Here is a 19,867-nt window from a genome sequence, read left to right as displayed (position 1 = left end):
CATGGATGTTGCCAATATTCAAAACGTCACACCCGATTTTGTACAGATGCAAAATATACAGGAGCACATATTCCAGCTTATGGAAAGCTGGGAGATGAAAGTGCTTCCAGCGGCGCGCGAGCAACTGGATGAACTGCGCACACTGTTGCTGGCTGTCGAGCGAGCGTTCAAGGAGAGCCTGATAGGCGGTATTGCGTTGCTGGACGAGCGGGACTTCATGCCGGGCAAGGAAGGGGCCGATACGCATCACCGGCTTGCCAGTGTACTGGAACGCTTGAGCCAGCATCATGCGCGCCTGGCCAGGAAAAACCTGCGGCTGGAGCTGTTTTCGCTATCGGCCCTTGTCGACTCAGTGGCGGCGTTGGCAGCACGAACAGCCGGCCTTCAAGAACAGGCGGTCGCGTTCGATCAACGATTGGTGCAGCTGCAAGCGCAGCGGGCAGATATTGCCCAGGCTATCGAGTTGTTCGAAAGGCCTTCGGTTGCCAGCGCACTGAAGGGCCTTATCCCGAGCGATGACGAAATCGATCACATGATGGGATTGATCACCGACCCGAAACTCGACGCCGGTCTGCTCAAGGCCATGACGCAAAAACTCGCCAGCCACGCTGATGCGCTGGATGGGGCCAGGACATTCAGCGACCTGGGCAAAGCCCGTGCCCGGCTTGATGCAAAGATAGAGGAGTCATTGGGCGACCAGCGGCAGGTGCAGCGAACCTTGCAAGCGGCGCGGGATGAGCTGGCGGCGGTGGAGGCTTTGTCGGGCCTTGTGCCACTCAAGAATGAGTGGCTACACGAGCTTCGCAAGGTGGAGTTGGAGTGGCTGGCCCAGGCCGAGAAACTCGATGCGACGATGGACCTGGACGCCGCCACGGTCGCGCTGAAGGGCCTCTGCGAATACCTGGAGGTGGTACAGCTGATGTATGACCGCAGTTGATCGCCCTCAGCGGACGATAACCTTGCAGTCGAAGGTTTGCACTGGGGCGACGTCTGCGGCCCATGGCTGCTGGTAGACCAGTACCAGTTTGGCATCCCCGGTGCTGCTGGCCTGGAAGCGCCAGGTGGAGACACCGGCGCTGCCGACGACGTCTTCCTCTTCGGGGGCGCTGTATACCTCCTGGCCGAGGCTACGCAACACGCTTGAGGCGGGGTTTTCGACACGCCAGCGATAGCCGGTGGACGGGTTGCTGGGCAAGCTCAGGGTCAGTGCCTGGCCTACCTGCAGCCGCGTTGGGCATTCACTTTCGGCGTCCAGTTCGACGGGCTCTGTGGGTTGTTGCGCGCAGGCAGAAAGCAGGGCGAAGCTCAGGGGAACGAGCAGACGAGGGGCGGTCATGTTGGCTCCGGAGGCTGGCAATGGCCTGAGGATAACCGATGCTGGTGGGATTTTGTGTTGTCAGTACCGGCCTCTTCGCGGCTAAAGCCGCTCCCACAGGGATACCACTGGCTTCAAGGGCAGTGATATTCCTGTGGGAGCGGCTTTAGCCGCGAGGAGGCCGGTGCAGGTTAGAACAGCACCTTGGCCACGTCGGCAAAGCGCTTGGCGAAATGCACTGTCAGGCCTTCGCGCAGGTAGTCCGGCAGTTCTTCGAAGTCGCCGCGGTTGGGCTCCGGCAGGATCAGTTCAAAGATCTTCTGCCGGCGCGCCGCAATCACCTTCTCGCGCACACCGCCAATTGGCAGCACCTGGCCGGTGAGGGTCAGCTCGCCAGTCATGGCCACGCCTTTCTTCGGTGCCTGGTCGCGGGCGAGCGACAACAGGGCACTGGCCATGGTGACGCCGGCGCTCGGGCCGTCCTTGGGCGTGGCGCCTTCGGGAACGTGCAAGTGGATGAACGCGTCGTTGAAGAAGCCAGGGTCACCGCCAAACTGCTTGAGGTTGGAACTGACGTAGCTGTAGGCAATTTCGGCCGACTCCTTCATCACGTCACCCAGCTTGCCGGTCAGCTTGAAGCCGCGGTTGAGGGTGTGGATGCGGGTTGCCTCGATCGGCAGCGTGGCGCCGCCCATGCTGGTCCAGGCCAGGCCGGTGATCACGCCTTTGCCAGCCAGTACCTGCTCACTGCGGAACACCGGCATGCCAAGTGCGGCTTCCAGGTCCTTGGTGCCGATCTTCAGCTTGGCCGCGGGGTTTTCCAGCAGCTTGACCACGGCCTTGCGCACCAGCTTGCCCAGTTGTTTCTCCAACTGGCGTACGCCGGCCTCGCGGGCATAGCCTTCGATCACCAGGCGTAGGGCGCTGTCGCTGATGCTCAGGCTGGTTTTGGAAACGCCAGCCTTTTCCAGCTGCTTGGGCCACAGGTGGCGCTTGGCGATGGCCAGTTTTTCTTCGGTGATGTAGCCGGACAGGCGGATCACTTCCATGCGGTCGAGCAACGGCCCGGGGATCGAGTCGAGGGTGTTGGCGGTGCACACGAACAGCACCTTGGACAGATCCAGGCGCAGGTCGAGGTAGTGGTCGAGGAAGTCGACGTTCTGCTCCGGGTCGAGGGTTTCCAGCAATGCGGAAGCCGGGTCACCCTGGTAGCTCTGGCCCATCTTGTCGATCTCGTCGAGCATGATCACCGGGTTCATCACTTCGACGTCTTTCAGGGCCTGTACCAGCTTGCCGGGCTGGGCGCCGATGTAGGTGCGGCGGTGGCCCTTGATTTCGGCCTCGTCACGCATGCCGCCAACGCTGAAACGATAGAACGGCCGGCCAAGCGACTCGGCGATGGACTTGCCGATACTGGTCTTGCCCACCCCGGGCGGGCCCACCAGCAGCACGATCGAGCCGCTGATTTCGCCTTTCCAGGCACCCACGGCGAGGAATTCGAGGATGCGTTCCTTGATGTCGTCGAGGCCGGCATGGTGCTGGTCGAGGACTTTGCGTGCATGCTTGAGGTCGAGCTTGTCCTTGCCGTAGACGCCCCACGGCAAGGCGGTGGCCCAGTCGAGGTAGTTGCGGGTGACGGCGTACTCGGGCGAGCCGGTTTCGAGAATGGCCAGTTTGCCCATCTCTTCATCAAGGCGCTTGCGCGCCTGGGGCGGCAAGGTCTTGCCTTCCAGGCGCTGCTCGAACTGTTCGAGGTCGGCGCTGCGGTCGTCCTTGGTAAGGCCCAGCTCCTGCTGGATGACCTTGAGTTGCTCCTTGAGGAAGAACTCGCGCTGGTGTTCGCCGATCTGCCGGTTCACCTCGGCCGAGATCTCGTTCTGCAGGCGTGCGACTTCCACCTCTTTGCGCAGCATCGGCAGGACCTTTTCCATGCGCTTGAGCATGGGCACGCAGTCGAGCACTTCCTGCAACTGGTTACCGGTGGCCGAGGTCAGCGCGGCGGCGAAGTCGGTGAGCGGTGACGGGTCGTTGGGGCTGAAGCGGTTGAGGTAGTTCTTCAGCTCTTCGCTGTACAGCGGGTTGAGCGGCAGCAGCTCCTTGATCGCGTTGATCAGCGCCATGCCGTAGGCCTTGACCTCGTCGGTCGGCTCGGCGGACTGGCGCGGGTATTCGACTTCGACCAGGTAGGGCGGGCGGTGGTGCTTGAGCCAGTTGCGGATGCGTACCCGGGTCAGGCCCTGGGCAACGAACTGCAGTTTGCCGTTTTCACGGCTGGCATGGTGCACCTTGACCAGCGTGCCGTACTGCGGCAGGGCCGAGGTGTCGAAATGGCGGTGGTCTTCTGGCGGGGTGTCCATGAAGAACAGCGCCAGGCAGTGGTCCGGTGACTTGGCCACCAGGTCGAGGGTTTCTGCCCAAGGTTCTTCATTGACGATGACCGGCAGTACCTGGGCCGGGAAGAACGGGCGATTGTGGATCGGGATCACGTAGACCTTGTCCGGCAGCTGCTGGCCGGGCAGGGCGAGGGCGTGGCCGGTTTCGGCCTGGGTGGTGTGCTCGACTTCGCTGTGTTCGTCGGGGTGTTCCGGGAAATCCTGCTGGTCGCTCATGGGGCACCTGCGTGAATGGCTATGGTGCTTAGATGGGGCGCAGGGGAATGGGTTTCAATGGTAGATGAAAGCAGCAGGCAGGGCTTTCATCTTTGCTTGCCTGTACCGGCCTCATCGCCGGCAAGCCAGCTCCCACAGGTACACCACAGCTTTCAAGGCCTGTGGTGTACCTGTGGGAGCTGGCTTGCCGGCGATGAGGCCGGTACAGGTGGATGAGCCCCTGAGGAGGGGCTCGGTAGCTTTATTCCGCGAGTTTGTAAGCGATGATGTAATCGCCCATCTTGGTACCCAGCGAGCCATGGCCGCCAGCAGTCACCAGCACATACTGTTTGCCATCCTTGCCGGTGTAGCTCATCGGCGTGGCCTGGCCACCCGCTGGCAGGCGGGCACTCCACAGTTCCTTGCCGTTGTTCACGTCATAGGCGCGCAGGTACTGGTCGAGGGTGCCGCTGAGGAAGCCGACGCCGCCTGCGGTAACGATCGAACCGCCCATGCTTGGCACGCCAACCGGCAGGCCGATCGGTACCGGGGTGCTGTCGCGGGTGGTGCCGTTCTTGTGCTTCCACACCACCTTGTTGGTGAACAGGTCGATGGCGGCGACATAGCCCCAGGCCGGGGCCTGGCACGGTACGCCCAGCGGCGACATGAACGGGTGCATGGTCACCGCGTACGGCGCGCCGGTATTGGGCTGCACGCCGCTGGTCTCGCTTTCGCGCTTGCTGCCTTCGGCCACCTGCTCGCGCGGCACCATCTTCGACACGAAGGCCATGTAGTTGGGCGAGGTGAACAGCAGCTGGCGCACCGGGTCGACCGACACGCTGCCCCAGTTGAATACACCCACGTTGCCCGGGTAGATCAGCGAACCCTGCTCGGATGGCGGGGTGTACTGGCCTTCGTAGCGCAGTTCGCGGAACTGGATGCGGCACAGCATCTGGTCGAACGGCGTGGCGCCCCACATGGCCTGTTCGGTCAGCTCAGGGCCGAGCAGGTTGAGGTCGGAGCGGGCCTGGGTCGGCGAGGTGTGGTCGCCCTTCACAGCGCCTTGCGGGGTGGGGATTTCGCGGATCGGCACGATCGGCGTACCGTCGCGGCGGTCGAGCACGTACAGGCTGCCTTGCTTGGTCGGCACGATGATCGCAGGTTTCACGCCATCGTCGGTCTTCAGGTGGACCAGGGTCGGCTGGCTGCCGACGTCCATGTCCCACAGGTCGTGGTGGGTGAACTGGTAGTTCCAGCGGGCCTTGCCGGTGGCCAGGTCAAGGGCGACCACGCCGGCGCTGTACTTCTCGGCGCCCGGGGTGCGGTCAGCGCCCCACTGGTCCGGGGTCTGGTTGCCCAGCGGCAGGTAGATCATGCCAAGGTCTTCGTCGACGCTGGCGATCGACCACATGTTGGCCGAGTTGCGGCTGTACATCTTGCCGGCAGCCAATGGTTTGGTGTCTTCCGGGTTGTTGCTGTCCCAGTTCCACACCAGGTGGCCGTCGTGCACGTCGTAGGCGCGGATCACGCCCGACGGCTCGTTGGTCGACTCGTTGTCGGTGACGTGGCCACCGATGATCACCAGGTCACGGGTGACAGCGGCAGGCGAGGTGGAATAGTAGCCGCCGGCGGTGAATGGGCCGATGCCGGTGGTGAGGTCGATCACGCCCTGGTTGGCGAAGCCTTCGCACACCTTGCCATTGTCGGCGTTGATGGCAATCAGGCGGGCATCTGCGGTAGGCAGGTACAGGCGGCGCGGGCAGGCCTGGGCCACGGCCTGGCCGGCGTCGGTAATTTTCGGCGCCGGGCTGCCGTCGCGGCTGACATAGCGGTTTTCGTCATAGTACGAAACGCCACGGCAGGTCATGTGGGCAAAGCCTTTGAAGGTGCCGACCGGGCTCTTGACCTGCGGGTCGTAGCGCCAGATTTCCGCGCCGGTGTCCGGGTCCAGGGCCAGCACGCGGCTGTGCGCGGTGCAGGCGTAGAGCATGCCATTGACCTTCAGCGGGGTGTTCTGGTTGGTCAGCTCCACCGGGTCGTTTTCGGTCGGCAGGTCACCGGTGCGGATACGCCAGGCTTCTTCCAGGCGGTAGGCATTCTGCGGGGTGATCTGGCGCAGCGGCGAATAGCGGTCGCCATGCTCGGTGCGGCCATAGGCCTGCCATTCGCCGTCAGGCATGGCCGGGGCGGCGCTGGCCATTTCGCTGCTTTCGCGGCCCAGTTCGCCGAACACTTCGCCCGGGTGGGTGAACTGGCTGCCCAGGGCGCAGGCGCCCGAAGCCACCACTGCAACGCCGAGCAGTGCCGTGTTGGCTTTGCTGGCCGGGCCGATCAACGGGCGACGTGCCCACGGCAGCAGCAACACCACACCGATGGCAAACCAGATGGCCAGGCGTGGGACCAGTTGCCACCAGTCCAGGCCCACTTCAAGCAGGGCCCATACGGTGCTGCCCAGCAGCACCAGGCCGTACAGGCCCAGGGCAATGCGGCGCTGGGCCAGCAGCAGGATGCCCGACAGGGCAAAGCCGATACCGGCGATCAGGTAGTACAGCGATCCGCCCAGCTGGCTCAGCTTGATACCGCCTGCCAGCAGGGCCAGGCCCATCAGCAATAGCAGCGCGCCGATCAGGCGAGGTAGCCAGCGGCTTCCTTGGTTGGCACCTTCAGTGCTCATCGTAGGTTCTCCGTCAGGTCAAAAAGGGGGTTAGAAACTGCTCTGGATCTTCAGGCCACCGACCAGGGCGCCATCCACCTGCGATACCCCGCCCGGGTGGCGGATGTACTGCAGGTTGGGGCGTACCGTGAGCCAGTCGGCCAAATGAATGCCGTAGTACAGCTCGGCGCTGTACTCGGTGTCCTGCACAGGCAGGAAGCCGGGGTTGTCGTAGTCGTAGAGGCCAGCGGCCTGGTTGGCCAGGCGGGCGTTCTTGCGGTAGGCAGGGTTGACGTGCACGCGAGCCAGGGCGAAACCGATGTCGTCCTTGGCGCGGGCGTCGAAAGGCCCTTTGTATACCAGCCCTGCCTGTACATAGTTATCGATGGCATTGGTCTTCTTGTCATGCACCGTGGCGTTGGCGAACAGGCTCAGGCCACGCGACTGGTCGGAGGCCAGCGAAGTCACCTGCTGCTGGGCGCCGAGCCACATGCCGTGCTTGCTCGAACTGCTGCGGTAGGCGGCGCCGCTGAGGGCGGCCGGCTGGCCGTTGCTGTCCTTGAGAACATCCTGTGCCTTGGCATTACTGTAGTAGTAGCCGGCGCGATATTCCCCTTTCAGGCCTTGGATGCGTGGGGTCCATACCAGTTCGATCGGCATTACCGCGCCCTGGGTGCCGCTGCCGCTGAGCTTGAAGCCGTTGCCCGATTCCAGATTGGAGGGGTTCTGCTCGAACACGCCGACCTGGGTGTAAAGCGCGTCGCTGAGGTTGTAGCGTACGCGCAGCGCCCACTGGCTGACCGGCCAGTTGTACCAGATGCCACCTACCCAGTTGCCCACCTGCGAGCCGCAGAAGGCCAGGTTCTGGAAGTCGCAAGGGAAGCTGTTGAAGTCTTCGCCTTCACCGAAGCGGCCGAATTTCACGTCCAGCGCACCATCGAAGTACTTCTGCTTGATCCACATCTGCGTCAGCCGCCAGGTTTCGCCACGGCCCCAGACTTCCTGGGCCGAGGTGAAGCCGCCAACGCGGGGGTCGTTGATGCGGTCGTTGCTGATGTTGTCGCCGTGGCGCTCGGTGATGGTCAGCTGGAATTCGGTGTCGTGCCAGCCGAGGATCTTGTCCAGGTCCAGGTGGCTGCCAAAGGTGAACTGGTCGCTGTAGCGGGCGGCATGGTCGTGGTCGTAGCCGCCGTGCAGGTTGCTGCCCATCTCGCCGGTGTAGCCAAGGGTGAAGTCGTAGCCTTTTTCCAGCAATTCGCTGCGGGTACCGCCCCAGTCGCCGAGCATCCATGGGGAGTCGCTGGCAAACATTTCGCTGGCGCCGGCGGGTGTCGCCAAGGCGCTGAGGGCAAGGCCGATGTAACAGGTTTTGGGCAGTTGGAGCATGAGATAGCGCTATCTTTTGATTATTGAAAAAAACGGCAAGCGCATCGAAGGGCGGGCCTTCAATGGATATGGCGACAAGATGGTTTCAGTGAAGCGATTCAGCTTCAGGCGGGGAGGATATAGCGGAAGTTGTAAGAAAAAAAGACAAATTGTCGCAGTTGATTGTTGCTGATCTGGCAATAGTCCATGCGGGCGCAGGGGAGCGCACAGGAGTAGAAGGCACTATCTTGGGCAAATCTTAAAGTTTGCCAAATCCTTGTGGGAGCGGGCGTGCCCGCGAACACCGGCAGAGCCGGTGCCATGCACCGCGCTGGATTCTTCGCGGGCACGCCCGCTCCCACAGAGGCTCATTTGCAATCAGAAGGTGGTACGCAGGCCCACTTCCACGCTACGCCCCGGCGCCGGCGCGATGTCGCGCAGGATCGAGCTGGCATAGCGCACGGTCTGGTCGGTCAGGTTTTCGCCGCGCACAAACGCCAACCACTGGCTCTGGCCAACCTCGAAGCGGTAGCCAACGCTTGCACCCAGTGTGGTGTAGCCATCGGTGCTGGTTTCGTTGGCCGGTTTGCGGTGCTGCGACGCGGCATGCTGCACATCGACCCGCGCCTGCCAGCGGTCCAGTTCCCAGACCAGGCCGCTGTTCAGGCGTAGCGGGGCGATACGTGGCAGCGGTTCGCCACTGTCGAGGTTCTTGGCCCGGGTGTAGTCACCGGACAGTTCCAGCGCGAAGCTGCCGTAACGGTTCTCGACCAGCTGCCAGCGGTCCTGGGCCTCGATGCCGTAGAAGCGCGCCCGCACGCCTTGGTACTGGTATTCCGGGAAACCTTCGTGGTCATGATCGTGGTCGTGGTCATCCTCGCCATGGTCGTGGTCATGCCCGCCCTCGCGCAGGTTGCCGGTGCCGATCAGCCCGATGTAGTTGCGAAAGTGGCTGTAGAACACCCCGACACTGCCTTTGTGGGTGCCATTGTCGAAGCGCAGTGCCAGGTCGGCGGAAATGGCCTTTTCCTTGTTCAGGCTGGCGTCACCCACTTCAAAGGCCCCGGTGGCCACGTGCGCGCCATTGGCATACAGCTCGTAGAAGGTCGGGGCGCGCTCGGTGTAGCCGAGGTTGGCGGCCAGCGACCAGACCGGGTCGAGCTGGTACACCGCACCGGAGGACAGGCTGAAGGCGTTGAAGCTGCTGGCGCTGTCGGCATCGACGAAGTTTTCGTCGCCTTTGGCGTCCGGGTCTACCCGGGTGTGCTCCAGGCGTGCGCCCAGGCTCAGGTTCAGCCGTTCCGTGGCCTGCCATTGCTCCAGCATGAACAGCGCCAGGCTGTCGGTATTGGTGTGTGGGACAAAGGCTTCCTCGCCCAGGGCGGAGAATTCATTGCGACTGACCTGCGCACCGATCACCCCCTCCACCGGCCCGAGCGGTTGGTGGCGGGCTTCGATACGTGCTTCGTAGCCCTTGTTCTTGAAGGTGGTGTGCACCTCGCCTTCTTCGATTTCGCTGTGTTCGTAGTCGGTATAGCCAGCATCGACCTTGACGGAGCTGAACGGGCCGTCCAGGTCGCGCAGCTCGGAGGCGAAGGCGTAGTGGTCCTGCTTCATGTCCAGGCGCACACCAGATTCGGCCACCGAGCCGTAATTGCTGTCGTAGCGGCTGTACGACAGGCCGGCGTAACCGTGATCCCAGTGATAGGCACCACCGACTGCACCGCCGTCCTGGCGGCCGTCGCTGTTTTCCAGGCGGTGTTTGCTGCCGGGCTCGTCGGCGTCACGCACCTTGGAACTGCGGGCGTAGCCGGGGATGCGCAGGTCGTTGAACTGGCGGCTGTTGGCATCCAGGTGCAGGGCGAAGGCACCGTTACCCGCCTCCAGCTTGCCGGCGCTGCTGCGGGTGGTGTCGGCGCCGCCGTAGCGCAACTCACCGGCACCGTGGATGCCTTCGATCGGTGCATCCGGGATGCGGTTGTCGAACGTGTTGACCACGCCACCGATGGCGTTGCCGCCGTAGAGCAGGGCGGCCGGGCCACGGACGATCTCGACGCGGTCGACGGTGACCGGGTCCAGCGGCACGGCATGGTCATAGGACAGTGACGAGGCATCCAGGGCGCCGACGCCATTGCGCAGGATGCGAATGCGGTCGCCGTCCAGGCCGCGGATCACCGGGCGGCTGGCGCCAGGGCCGAACCAGGTAGAGGCAACACCGGGCTGCTTGTTCAGGGTTTCACCGAGGCTGCCGTGCTGTTGTTGCAGCAGGTCGTCGCCTTCGAGCACGGTGCTGGGGGCGGCCAGCTGGCGGTTGCCCAGCGGGTTGGCGGTGATGACCTGGGGTTCGAGTTCCACGGCCTGGCTGGGCGACGCAGCCAGCCAGAGCGCGACGGCAAGAGGGGAGAGGCGAAGCGGTGCGTACAACATGGGGATGGGGCGTTCCTTGGCAGATGCTTTTATAGTGTTACAACATAACATAACTATTTCAGCACAGAGGTTTTGCCCCTGGCCAGCATTTTTTCTGTCGACCTGACTCACCCCACCCGCCACTACACTCGTGTAAGGTGCGCATCTTTCCTACGGAGCACAGCATGAGCACGGCCCAACACAACGCGCTGCACGGCAAAACCCTTGAACAGATCCTCACCGAGCTGGTGGCGCATTACCAATGGCAGGGCCTGGCCGAGCGCATCGATGTGCGTTGCTTCAAGAGCAACCCCAGCATCAAGTCGAGCCTGGCTTTTTTGCGCAAGACGCCGTGGGCGCGGGAAAAGGTCGAGCAGCTGTACGTGAAGCTGCAGCGCAAGGCCTGACATGCCGCGCCACCCCTGGCTGACCGGCATCGCCTTGCTGGGCTGGTTCGGCCTGACCGTGCAGGTGTACCTGGTGCTGCTGGCGCGCTGGCAGGAACAGGCCAGCCTGATTGGCGGCCTGATCAATGTGTTCGGCTATTTCACCGTGCTGACCAACACCTTGGTGGCGACGGTGCTCAGTTATGCGGCGTTCGGTCGTGAAGGCCGAGCCAAGCGTTTTTTCCTGTCGCCTTCGGTGAGTGCTGCTGTGGCAGCCAGCATCGTGCTGGTGGCGCTGGCCTACAGCGTGTTGCTGCGTCACTTGTGGCAACCGCAGGGCTGGCAGTGGCTGGCGGACGAGTTGCTGCACGACGTGATGCCGGTGCTGTATGCCTTGTATTGGTGGTGCCAGGTGCCCAAAGGCAGCCTGCGGCTATGGCACCTGGCGGTGTGGGCGATGTACCCGGCGGTGTACTTCGCCTATGCGCTGTGGCGGGGGAGCGAGATTGGCGTGTATGCCTACCCGTTCATCGATGTGGCGAGCCTGGGGTATGGGCAGGTGATGCTCAATGCCATGGGGGTGCTGGCGGGGTTCTGGGGGATTGGGCTGGTATTGCTGGGGCTGGATCGGTGGCGCGGGGTGCGGAAATTTGTTTAGCCCGTGCAGGCCTCTTCGCGGGTAAACCCGCTCCCACAAGTACTGCACCAACCCTTGAGGGCAGTGGAGTACTTGTGGGAGCGGGCTTGCCCGCGAAAGGGCCGGAACAGGCGATAACAATCACTCGTCGTCCGCAGTCCCGTCGGCACGCCAGTAGGCCGCAGCCTTCAGCGCATCTTCAGGCACGCCTTTCTCCAGCAGCAATGCCTTGGCCTGGCGGGTCAGGGCTTTTTCCAGCGCCACCCAGCCATACACCCGGCCTTGCGGCAAGGTCAGGTTCTTCACCAATTCCAGTAAATCTTCCTGTTGGCGGCGCACCCAGATGACTTCGACTTGTGCCTTGCTCGGCAGCGGCTGGCGCTCCTGCTCGTCTTCGATCTGGATCACCGCCAGTACCTGGCGGCCAGCCGGCAGTTCGTCCAGGCGCCGACCAATCGCCGGAATGGCAGTTTCGTCACCGATCAGCAGGTAGCTGTCGAACATATCCGGCACCACCAGCGAGGCCCGTGGCCCGGCGATGTCCAGGGTTTGCCCCGGGGTGGCCTGGGCGGCCCAGGTGGAGGCAGGGCCGTCACCGTGCAGCACGAAGTCGATGTCCAGTTCATTGGCCACCAGGTCGATGCGCCGTGGCGTGTATTCGCGCATGGTTGGGCGGGCGCCACCGTCCCGGCCCGTATTACGGGCCTCGATGGCCTGCTGTTGCTGCGGCGTTTCGGCGAACAGCAGCTTGATATGGTCGTCGCTGCCGACGCTGGTGAAACCTTGCAGTTCGGCACCGCCGAGGGTGATGCGGCGCATGCGTGGGGTCAGCTCGGTGACCCGCAGTACCTGCAGGCGGCGTTGGCGGATCTCGTGGTTGACGCGGTGGATGGTGTCACTCATGGGAAGTCTCCCTGACAGTTTCGGCCGGCCCGGAGGCGATGGCCTTGGCGGTGTGGTTGAGCAAGTCGCGGACCCGTTGGATTTCTTCCGGTGTCCAGCGGCCGCTGTGCATGTGCAGTGCGTGGCGCAGGTTGCCGACCGCTTCATGGATCTCTGGCGGTCGGTCGTGGCCGCGCAGGGCGCGTTTGCTGACTTCGATGCGCATGCGCACGCCGTCCAGGGCGACAGCCTGCTCGGCCAGGGCGCTGCGGCCGGCATCGGTGATGGCATAGAGGCGTTTGCTGCCCTGCACCTGGCCGCTGATCAGCTCGGCCTCTTCGAGAAAATTCAGCGTGGGGTAGATCACCCCGGGGCTTGGGCTGTAGCTGCCGTCGAACAGGTTTTCGATCTGGCGGATCAGGTCGTAACCGTGGCCGGGTTGCTCGGCCAACAGGTCCAGCATCAGCAGCTTGAGGTCACCGGGGGCGAAGACGCGTGGGCCGCGCTCGCCGCGGCCGGGGCGCCGCTCGAAGGGATCATGGGGGGGGTGTTCGCGCATGGGGACAGGGCTCCGTCGTTTGCGATATATCGTAAGATATTACTCAAGATATATCTAAAGACAAGCCCTTTAATGCAGATGATTATCATCTAGTTGTTCGATACGTCCCCTGCTGTTGATGGTGTGTGCACGGCAAGCTGCGGTGCTTTGCATTCATTCGGGTTGCCCGGTTGCAGGTACGGCATGAGGATCGGGGCCATGCCCTTGAGCACCTGCACCGGCAGCGCCGAGGTGAATTTGAACGCTTCTGCCGAGCGTCCCGGGACGAAGGCGGTGAGGGTGCCGAAGTGGTTGTCGCCCAGGAAGAACACGAAAGTGGCGGTACGGTTCAGCGAGCGTGAGCCTATCAGCCGACCACCGGCACCAAAGCTTTCGATGCGGTTGTCACCGGTACCGGTCTTGCCGCCCATCACCAGTGGTGTGCCGTCCTGCAGCTTGAAACTGCCGGAAATACGCCGCGCGGTACCTGCATCGACCACTTGCGACATGGCGCCTTTGAGCGCGCGCGCCACTTCAACCGGCAGAATCCGCACGCCCCGGTCCGGGTCGGTGATCAACTTGGTTTCATAAGGTGTGTTGGCTGCAAAGTGCAGGGTGTCGATGCGCAGGGTGGGTAGGCGAATGCCGTCGTTCTGGATGATGCCAACCAGTTCGGAGAGGGCGGCAGGGCGGTCGCCCGAGCTGCCGATGGCCGTGGCCAGCGAGGGTACCAGGTGGTCGAACGGATAGCCCACGCGTTTCCAGCGCTGGTGGATGTCGAGGAAGGCTTCGATCTCGACCATGGTGCGGATGCGGCTGTCGCGGGCGCCCTGGTGGCGGCTCTTGAACAGCCAGCTGTATACCTCCTGGCGCTCGAAGTGGCTGGCGTTGACCATTTCGGTCAAGGTCGAGTTCGGTTTCTTCAGCAGGTAGCCAAGCAGCCACAGGTCCAGCGGGTGGACCTTGGCGATGTAGCCTTGGTCGGGCAGGTCGTACTTGCCCGGGCCATAGGCATCGTACATCTCTGACAGGCGGCCGTCGGTCAGCTTGCCCAAGGTGATCTTGTCGCCCTTGAGGTGGGCACGTACGAAGGCATTGAAGGTTTCCTGCCCTGCTTCGGGGAACAGGTAGCGATGCACAGCCGCCAGCCGCTGCGGGGTTACGCGCATGCTGTCCAGGAAGGTATCCAGGCGCTGTTGCGAGGTCTTGCGCTGGTATTTCTTCCAGAAGCGCATCAGGTAGTTGGTGCCTTCCTTGTCGGCGAAGCGGGCCAGGTATTCCTGGCGGCGAGGGTCGGCGTCGTCCTTGAGCAGCGGCACGCGGTTGTACGGCTGCTGGTAGGTCACGTAGCGCACCAGGTCGCGCATCAGGCGGATGAACGGCAGGTTGATCGATTCGCGCAGCGCATCCTTGAGCGTCGGGTTGCGGCTGTTGTCTTCCTTGCGGAAGTTGTTGAACACGTGCATGCCGCCGCCTGTGAAGAACGCTTCACCGGTATTGGCGGAGTATTTGCGCTCCAGCGCGGCGTCGAGCATGGCGTCCAGGCTCTGGTTCTTGCTGTTCTGCGCCAGCCATTCCAGCGACCATTGAGTGATGCGGTCGAGTTCGGCGACGTCGACCTTCTTCAGCTCGGCAGCGGGCTTGCCGGCGTACTTGTCGTGCAGTTCGGCGATGATCTCCAGGTACGTGGTGAGCACCCGCAACTTGGCGGTGGAGCCCAGTTCCAGCTTGCTGCCTTCGTTGATGTCGAAGGGCTGGTTGGTGCTGTCGGTCTGCACCCGTACCCGCGAGCCGTCCGCGGTACGCTCGAACAGGGTGAAGCTGTAGCTCACCTGGTCGGTGGTCTTGGTGGTGAGCAGGCGCTCGCCGATCAGCCCCATCTGCGCGGCAAACTCCGGGTCGGCCAGGTTTTTCAAGTACTGGCTGACCTGCAGCTGCAGGTCGGCCTGCAGGGTACTGGTGGCCGATACATCGAGGCGGTCGAGGTCGTACAGCGGGCGGTTGAGCATGGCAGCCAGGCGGTTGCGCGCCAGGCTGATGCCCTTGTTGGTGACGATCGGCACGATGGTCGGCTGCGCTACCCAGTCGCGGTAGACCGCCTTGCTGGCCAGTGCTGCATCGGCCAGCGGCTGCTCGATCACACTGTTGGCGGCGAGCACACGGATGTGTGAATCGGTGAGTTCGGCCAACTCGACCCGGCCCTTGGACAGGTAGTGCGACGGGCGGCGCTGGGCAATCATCAGCGACATCACCTGGCGCAGGGCAAGGCCGCGTGTGGCCATGCTTTCGGCGTCAGTGGCGGTGGAATTCAGCGCCTGGTTGACCTGGTCGAAGTCGGCGCCGTACCACACCCGCAAGCCTTCGGCCATGCCGTGCACTTCGCCGTGCCCCGGCACAGCCGACAGCGGCACACTGTTGAGGTAGTCGCGCACGATGCGCTGACGTGCCTCGGTGGTATCCGGGCCGCCTTGGTAGGCGCGCACGCTGGCAGAGATCATCTGGCGGATTTTCTCGGCACCCGACACGGTCAGGCCGTCCGGTGAGTGGCGGTACTTTTCCAGCTGTGTGGCCAAGGTGCTGCCGCCCGCGGACTGGCCGGGCAAGGCCAGGTACTTGGCCACCTGGCTGTAGGCGGCCTTGGCGAAGCGCGGCCAGTCCACCGCCGGGTTGTTGCGCGGGTCCTGGGTATCGAGCAGGTCGCGGTTCTCGATGAACAGCAGGCTGTTGACCATCACCGGCGGGATCGCGGCAAAGTCCGGGTACAGGTGCTGTGGGTAGTTGTACTGGTACAGCGTGTCACCGCGGCAGTCGGTGATCGACAGGCCGGCCTGGATCTTCTCGATATAGGGTGCGAACAGCCCATGATCGACGTAGTTCATCAGCGCGGGTGAGAACTTCACCTGCTCTGTGATCAGGTAGTCGCGCTTGAGCAGGCGTGGCAGGAATTCGCCCAGGGCACTGTAGCCCAGGCGCCTGTCGAACGGCCCTTCACCGGGGTAGATGATTGCATCGCTAGGCCCGGGCTCCAGCGAGTAGGTCAGGGTACCGGCCAGTTTGCTGAACTCGCGCGATTGCAGTTCGGAGGTGCGGAATTCGTCATACGCAGCGAAGCCGATGGCCACCAGCGCCACCAGCAGGATGAGGATGATCAGCCGCCACCATAGCCGACGCTGACGGGGGGACTTGGGTTGTGGCGTCTCGGCCGGAGGTATCTCGGGTGCTTCCGTTCTGCTTGGTTCCGATTGCCACAGTGCGCCCATAGTCTTCAATCCGGCCAGGTGTTTTCGTCTTGCTTGTCTGAAGCTTAGACGTTGAGAGGATGAGGTGAAAAATTTGTAGGAGGTGGAGAAATCCGGCGTAGGGCTATGCGGCTTTGGTGTGGGTTTCTTCATAAGGCGATGTTGCTATGGTGCCTCGGCGATTTTCCGAGCCGCTGCGCGCCGCATCGCAGGCAAGCCAGCGCCCACAGGCCCGAGAAAACTCGCTGATTATTCCTGTATATACAGCGAAAATCCCTGCAACGGTATTCCTATACTGCTCGGCCCCTTCGCCCTGCCGGGCGCTCTACTCCGGCACACGGGCCGGCCCACGAGGCCAGCCTGGCAAGCCAACGTCACGCCTATCGGCATGACCGGTGCTGCACGAAGGTCAAATCCAATAACAAAATGAGGTTGTATTGCTATGCCAGTCGGCAACCACTCTGCCCATGGCCAGGCCAATGAAGGCGGCCCGCTCAAGCGTGAACTGGGCGAACGGCACATCCGCCTGATGGCGCTGGGCGCCTGTATCGGTGTCGGTCTTTTCCTCGGTTCGGCCAAAGCCATCGAAATGGCCGGCCCTGCCATCATGCTGTCCTACATCATCGGTGGCCTGGCCATTTTGGTGATCATGCGCGCGCTGGGCGAAATGGCCGTGCATAACCCGGTCGCCGGGTCGTTCAGCCGCTATGCCCAGGACTACCTCGGCCCGCTGGCGGGCTTCCTCACCGGCTGGAACTACTGGTTTCTGTGGCTGGTGACCTGCGTTGCCGAAATTACCGCGGTGGCCATCTACATGGGTATCTGGTTCCCCGACGTCCCCCGCTGGATCTGGGCCCTGGCGGCCTTGGGCAGCATGGGCGCGGTCAACCTGGTGGCGGTGAAGGCCTTTGGCGAATTCGAGTTCTGGTTCGCCCTGATCAAGATCGTCACCATCATCGCCATGGTCCTTGGCGGCATCGGCGTCATTGCCTTCGGCTTCGGCAATGACGGTGTGGCGCTGGGTATCTCCAATCTGTGGAGCAACGGCGGTTTCATGCCCAATGGCGTGACCGGCGTGCTGATGTCGCTGCAGATGGTGATGTTCGCCTACCTGGGTGTGGAAATGATCGGTTTGACCGCCGGCGAAGCACGCAACCCGCAAAAGACCATCCCGCAGGCCATCGGCTCGGTGTTCTGGCGCATCCTGCTGTTCTACGTCGGTGCGTTGTTCGTGATCCTGTCGATCTACCCGTGGAACGAAATCGGCAGCCAGGGCAGCCCGTTCGTCATGACCTTCGAGCGCCTCGGCATCAAGACTGCCGCCGGCATCATCAACTTCGTGGTCATCACCGCGGCGCTGTCTTCGTGCAACGGCGGCATCTTCAGCACCGGGCGCATGCTCTACAGCCTGGCGCAGAATGGCCAGGCCCCTGCGGCCTTCGCCCGTACCTCGAAAAACGGCGTACCGCGCAATGCGCTGCTGCTGTCGATCGGCGCGCTGCTGCTGGGCGTGCTGGCCAACTACCTGGTGCCGGAAAAGGTCTTTGTCTGGGTCACGTCGATCGCTACCTTCGGTGCGATCTGGACCTGGGTGATGATCCTGCTGGCGCAGCTCAAGTTCCGCGCAGGCCTGACTACCGCCGAGCGCAAGGCGCTGAAGTACCGCATGTGGCTGTGGCCGCTCAGCTCCTACCTGGCGTTGGGCTTCCTGGTGCTGGTGGTTGGCTTGATGGCGTACTTCGAGGATACCCGTGTGGCCCTGTACATCGGCCCGGCGTTCCTGGTGCTGCTGACCGTGCTGTACTACGCGTTCCGCCTGGCGCCGAAAGAAGTACAAGGTGTAGCCAGTACCGCTTCCTGATCTGAAATAGCCGGGGCCGCTTTGCGGCCCTTTCGCGACGCAAGGCCGCTCCTACAGGAAATTGCGTATCCCTGTAGGAGCGGCCTTGCGTCGCGATGGGCTGCGCAGCAGCCCCATGGCCCTATCAGGCCGCCACTTCGCTGTGCGGTTCAAAGCTGTCGGCCCGGGCCAGTTGCCACATGCGCGAATAGAACTGCCCGTTCACCTCGCCGGTCAGCAACTCCCCCGGTTTCAAGAACACATGCATCTGCGAGAACAGCTTGATCTCGGTGGCCGAGACGCGCCGCACCAGGTGCTTGGCCTCCAGCTGCGCCGGGTGCTCCAAACCTGCCGCTGCGAGCATTTCGGCCAGGGCACGCAAGGTGTTGTGGTGGAAGTTCAGCACCCGTTGGGCCTTGTCTGGCACCACCAGTGCGCGTTGGCGCAGCGGGTCTTGCGTGGCCACGCCGGTCGGGCACTTGTTGGTGTGGCAGCTTTGCGACTGAATGCAGCCGATGGCGAACATGAAGCCGCGCGCCGAGTTTGCCCAGTCAGCACCAATGGCCAGCACGCTGGCAATGTCGAAGGCGCTGACGATCTTGCCGCTGGCCCCGAGCTTGATCTTGTCGCGCAGGTTCAGGCCAACCAGGGTGTTGTGCACGAACAGCAGGCCTTCGCGTAGCGGTACACCGATATGGTCGGTGAACTCCACAGGTGCCGCGCCGGTACCGCCTTCCTTGCCATCGACGACGATGAAGTCGGGGAGGATGCCGGTTTCCAGCATGGCCTTGGCGATGCCCATGAACTCCCACGGGTGGCCCAGGCAAAATTTGAAGCCGACCGGTTTGCCGCCGGACAACTCACGCAGCTGGGCAATGAACTGCATCATCTCGATTGGTGTGGAGAACGCGCTGTGGCGCGACGGCGAGATGCAGTCTTCGCCCATCAGCACGCCACGGGTCTCGGCGATTTCCTGGGTCACCTTGTGTTTGGGCAGGATGCCGCCGTGGCCCGGCTTGGCGCCCTGGCTCATCTTGATTTCGATCATCCGCACCTGCGGGCTGCGCGCCTGGGTGGCGAAGCGCTCGGGGTCGAAGCGCCCGTCCGGCGTGCGGCAACCGAAGTAGCCGCTGCCCAGTTCCCACACCAGGTCGCCACCATGCTCGCGGTGGTAAGGGCTGATGCTGCCCTCGCCGGTGTCATGGTGGAAGTTGCCCAGCTTGGCGCCCTGGTTGAGGGCGCGGATGGCATTGGCGCTGAGCGAGCCGAAGCTCATCGCCGAAATGTTGAAGATCGAGGCCGAGTACGGCTGGCTGCACTGCGGTCCTCCGACAATGACACGGAAGCTCGACGGGTCGGCCAGCGGCGCCGGTCGCATGGAATGGCCGATGAACTCGAAGCCGGACTCGTACACGTCGATCAGGGTGCCGAACGGTTTGTCCGAGGCTTCGTTCTTCGCCCGCGCATACACCAGCGAGCGCTGGGCGCGGGAGAATGGCAGGGCGTCGCTGTCGGACTCCAGCAGGTACTGGCGGATTTCCGGGCGAATGGCCTCGACCAGATAGCGGATGTTGCCCAGAATCGGGTAGTTGCGGCGCACGGCATGGCGTTGCTGCAGCAGGTCGAACAGGCCGATCAGGCTGAGGATGCCCGTGGTCAGGGTGAACGGCCACAACCATTCGTGGTGGATGAAGGGCAAGCTCGCCAAGGTGAACAGCACACAGGCTGCGAAGAAGGCGTAGCGACTGAGAAGTGACAGGCTCATACAGGGTCCTTGCGATGGCGCGGTCAGGCTCAGGGCCTGGGGGCAAACCCCGACCATAGCCAAGTTGCAGGGCCCTGCAAATTAAAATCGGGGTAGCGAAAATCATTCTCGAATCGGGCATGGCCTGCGCCGTGGCACTTATCCTGTAGGAGCAGCCTTGTGCTGCGAAGAGGCCATTGCAGCCAAAGATAATCCTTAGCCTTACCGGCCTCTTCGCAGCACAAGGCTGCTCCTACAGGTTTATGCGGTAGCC

At 63.1% G+C, this 19,867-nt stretch carries 13 protein-coding genes; 4 read left to right on the top strand and 9 right to left on the bottom strand.

Annotation, left to right across the window (positions count from 1 at the left end):
- The first annotated feature begins 1 nt into the window (after position 1).
- Entirely contained in the window at positions 2-937 is a 936-nt protein-coding gene (locus AK81_RS06520) for an alpha-xenorhabdolysin family binary toxin subunit B (RefSeq protein ID WP_043197660.1), read from the top strand.
- 6 nt (positions 938-943) lie between these two features.
- Here AK81_RS06520 and AK81_RS06515 read toward each other — a convergent pair whose 3' ends face one another.
- From AK81_RS06515 to AK81_RS06495, 5 genes are all read right to left on the bottom strand, one after another.
- Positions 944-1,336, bottom strand: a complete 393-nt coding sequence (locus AK81_RS06515; protein ID WP_043197658.1) for a protease inhibitor I42 family protein — start codon at positions 1,334-1,336, stop codon at positions 944-946.
- Between the two features lie 170 nt (positions 1,337-1,506).
- A complete protein-coding gene (gene lon / locus AK81_RS06510) occupies positions 1,507-3,924 on the bottom strand; it encodes an endopeptidase La (RefSeq protein WP_043197656.1) in 2,418 nt (805 codons plus the stop codon).
- A 241-nt stretch (positions 3,925-4,165) separates the two neighbouring features.
- A complete protein-coding gene (locus AK81_RS06505) occupies positions 4,166-6,577 on the bottom strand; it encodes a glucose/quinate/shikimate family membrane-bound PQQ-dependent dehydrogenase (protein WP_043197655.1) in 2,412 nt (803 codons plus the stop codon).
- Between the two features lie 30 nt (positions 6,578-6,607).
- Positions 6,608-7,942 carry a carbohydrate porin gene (locus AK81_RS06500; RefSeq protein ID WP_043197653.1) on the bottom strand — a complete coding sequence of 445 codons (1,335 nt, stop codon included), beginning with the start codon at positions 7,940-7,942 and terminating at the stop codon, positions 6,608-6,610.
- 357 nt (positions 7,943-8,299) lie between these two features.
- Positions 8,300-10,348 (bottom strand): TonB-dependent receptor, encoded by a 2,049-nt coding sequence (locus AK81_RS06495; protein WP_043197651.1) that lies wholly within the window; start codon positions 10,346-10,348, stop codon positions 8,300-8,302.
- Positions 10,349-10,512: 164 nt separating this feature from the next.
- Here AK81_RS06495 and AK81_RS06490 point away from each other — a divergent pair, with 164 nt between their 5' ends.
- Both AK81_RS06490 and AK81_RS06485 read left to right on the top strand, forming a co-directional pair.
- Complete coding sequence (locus AK81_RS06490; protein ID WP_016498188.1) at positions 10,513-10,734, top strand: VF530 family DNA-binding protein; 222 nt, start codon at positions 10,513-10,515, stop codon at positions 10,732-10,734.
- 1 nt (position 10,735) lies between these two features.
- Complete coding sequence (locus tag AK81_RS06485) at positions 10,736-11,371, top strand: Pr6Pr family membrane protein (protein WP_043197649.1); 636 nt, start codon at positions 10,736-10,738, stop codon at positions 11,369-11,371.
- A gap of 120 nt (positions 11,372-11,491) precedes the next feature.
- On the opposite strand, the gene AK81_RS06480 is transcribed toward AK81_RS06485, so the two are convergent.
- From AK81_RS06480 to AK81_RS06470, 3 genes are all read right to left on the bottom strand, one after another.
- Positions 11,492-12,253 (bottom strand): siderophore-interacting protein, encoded by a 762-nt coding sequence (locus tag AK81_RS06480; protein WP_043197648.1) that lies wholly within the window; start codon positions 12,251-12,253, stop codon positions 11,492-11,494.
- Positions 12,246-12,791 carry a PadR family transcriptional regulator gene (locus tag AK81_RS06475; protein ID WP_043197646.1) on the bottom strand — a complete coding sequence of 182 codons (546 nt, stop codon included), beginning with the start codon at positions 12,789-12,791 and terminating at the stop codon, positions 12,246-12,248. Before AK81_RS06475 ends, AK81_RS06480 begins: the two co-directional genes overlap by 8 nt.
- Before the next feature lie 89 nt (positions 12,792-12,880).
- Positions 12,881-16,030 carry a transglycosylase domain-containing protein gene (locus AK81_RS06470; RefSeq protein ID WP_043197644.1) on the bottom strand — a complete coding sequence of 1,050 codons (3,150 nt, stop codon included), beginning with the start codon at positions 16,028-16,030 and terminating at the stop codon, positions 12,881-12,883.
- A 421-nt stretch (positions 16,031-16,451) separates the two neighbouring features.
- On the opposite strand from AK81_RS06470, the gene AK81_RS06465 reads away from it, so the two are divergent.
- On the top strand, positions 16,452-17,870 hold the full coding sequence (locus tag AK81_RS06465) for an amino acid permease (RefSeq protein ID WP_043197642.1): 1,419 nt from the start codon (positions 16,452-16,454) through the stop codon (positions 17,868-17,870).
- 124 nt (positions 17,871-17,994) lie between these two features.
- Here the strand turns inward: AK81_RS06465 and AK81_RS06460 are convergent, their stop codons facing one another.
- A complete protein-coding gene (locus AK81_RS06460; RefSeq protein ID WP_043197640.1) occupies positions 17,995-19,614 on the bottom strand; it encodes an FMN-binding glutamate synthase family protein in 1,620 nt (539 codons plus the stop codon).
- Between the last annotated feature and the right edge of the window lie 253 nt (positions 19,615-19,867).

The sequence above is a fragment of the Pseudomonas putida W15Oct28 genome, assembly GCF_000708715.2.
Taxonomy (GTDB): Bacteria; Pseudomonadota; Gammaproteobacteria; order Pseudomonadales; family Pseudomonadaceae; genus Aquipseudomonas; species Aquipseudomonas putida_R.
This window is presented reverse-complemented; position numbering and strand designations above follow the sequence as displayed.

Coding starts and splice junctions, on each gene's coding strand:
- AK81_RS06520 (WP_043197660.1), top strand. CDS start 2: ATGGATGTTGCCAATATTCAAAACGTCACACCCGATTTTGTACAGATG.
- AK81_RS06515 (WP_043197658.1), bottom strand. CDS start 1,336: ATGACCGCCCCTCGTCTGCTCGTTCCCCTGAGCTTCGCCCTGCTTTCT.
- lon (WP_043197656.1), bottom strand. CDS start 3,924: ATGAGCGACCAGCAGGATTTCCCGGAACACCCCGACGAACACAGCGAA.
- AK81_RS06505 (WP_043197655.1), bottom strand. CDS start 6,577: ATGAGCACTGAAGGTGCCAACCAAGGAAGCCGCTGGCTACCTCGCCTG.
- AK81_RS06500 (WP_043197653.1), bottom strand. CDS start 7,942: ATGCTCCAACTGCCCAAAACCTGTTACATCGGCCTTGCCCTCAGCGCC.
- AK81_RS06495 (WP_043197651.1), bottom strand. CDS start 10,348: ATGTTGTACGCACCGCTTCGCCTCTCCCCTCTTGCCGTCGCGCTCTGG.
- AK81_RS06490 (WP_016498188.1), top strand. CDS start 10,513: ATGAGCACGGCCCAACACAACGCGCTGCACGGCAAAACCCTTGAACAG.
- AK81_RS06485 (WP_043197649.1), top strand. CDS start 10,736: ATGCCGCGCCACCCCTGGCTGACCGGCATCGCCTTGCTGGGCTGGTTC.
- AK81_RS06480 (WP_043197648.1), bottom strand. CDS start 12,253: ATGAGTGACACCATCCACCGCGTCAACCACGAGATCCGCCAACGCCGC.
- AK81_RS06475 (WP_043197646.1), bottom strand. CDS start 12,791: ATGCGCGAACACCCCCCCCATGATCCCTTCGAGCGGCGCCCCGGCCGC.
- AK81_RS06470 (WP_043197644.1), bottom strand. CDS start 16,030: ATGGGCGCACTGTGGCAATCGGAACCAAGCAGAACGGAAGCACCCGAG.
- AK81_RS06465 (WP_043197642.1), top strand. CDS start 16,452: ATGCCAGTCGGCAACCACTCTGCCCATGGCCAGGCCAATGAAGGCGGC.
- AK81_RS06460 (WP_043197640.1), bottom strand. CDS start 19,614: ATGAGCCTGTCACTTCTCAGTCGCTACGCCTTCTTCGCAGCCTGTGTG.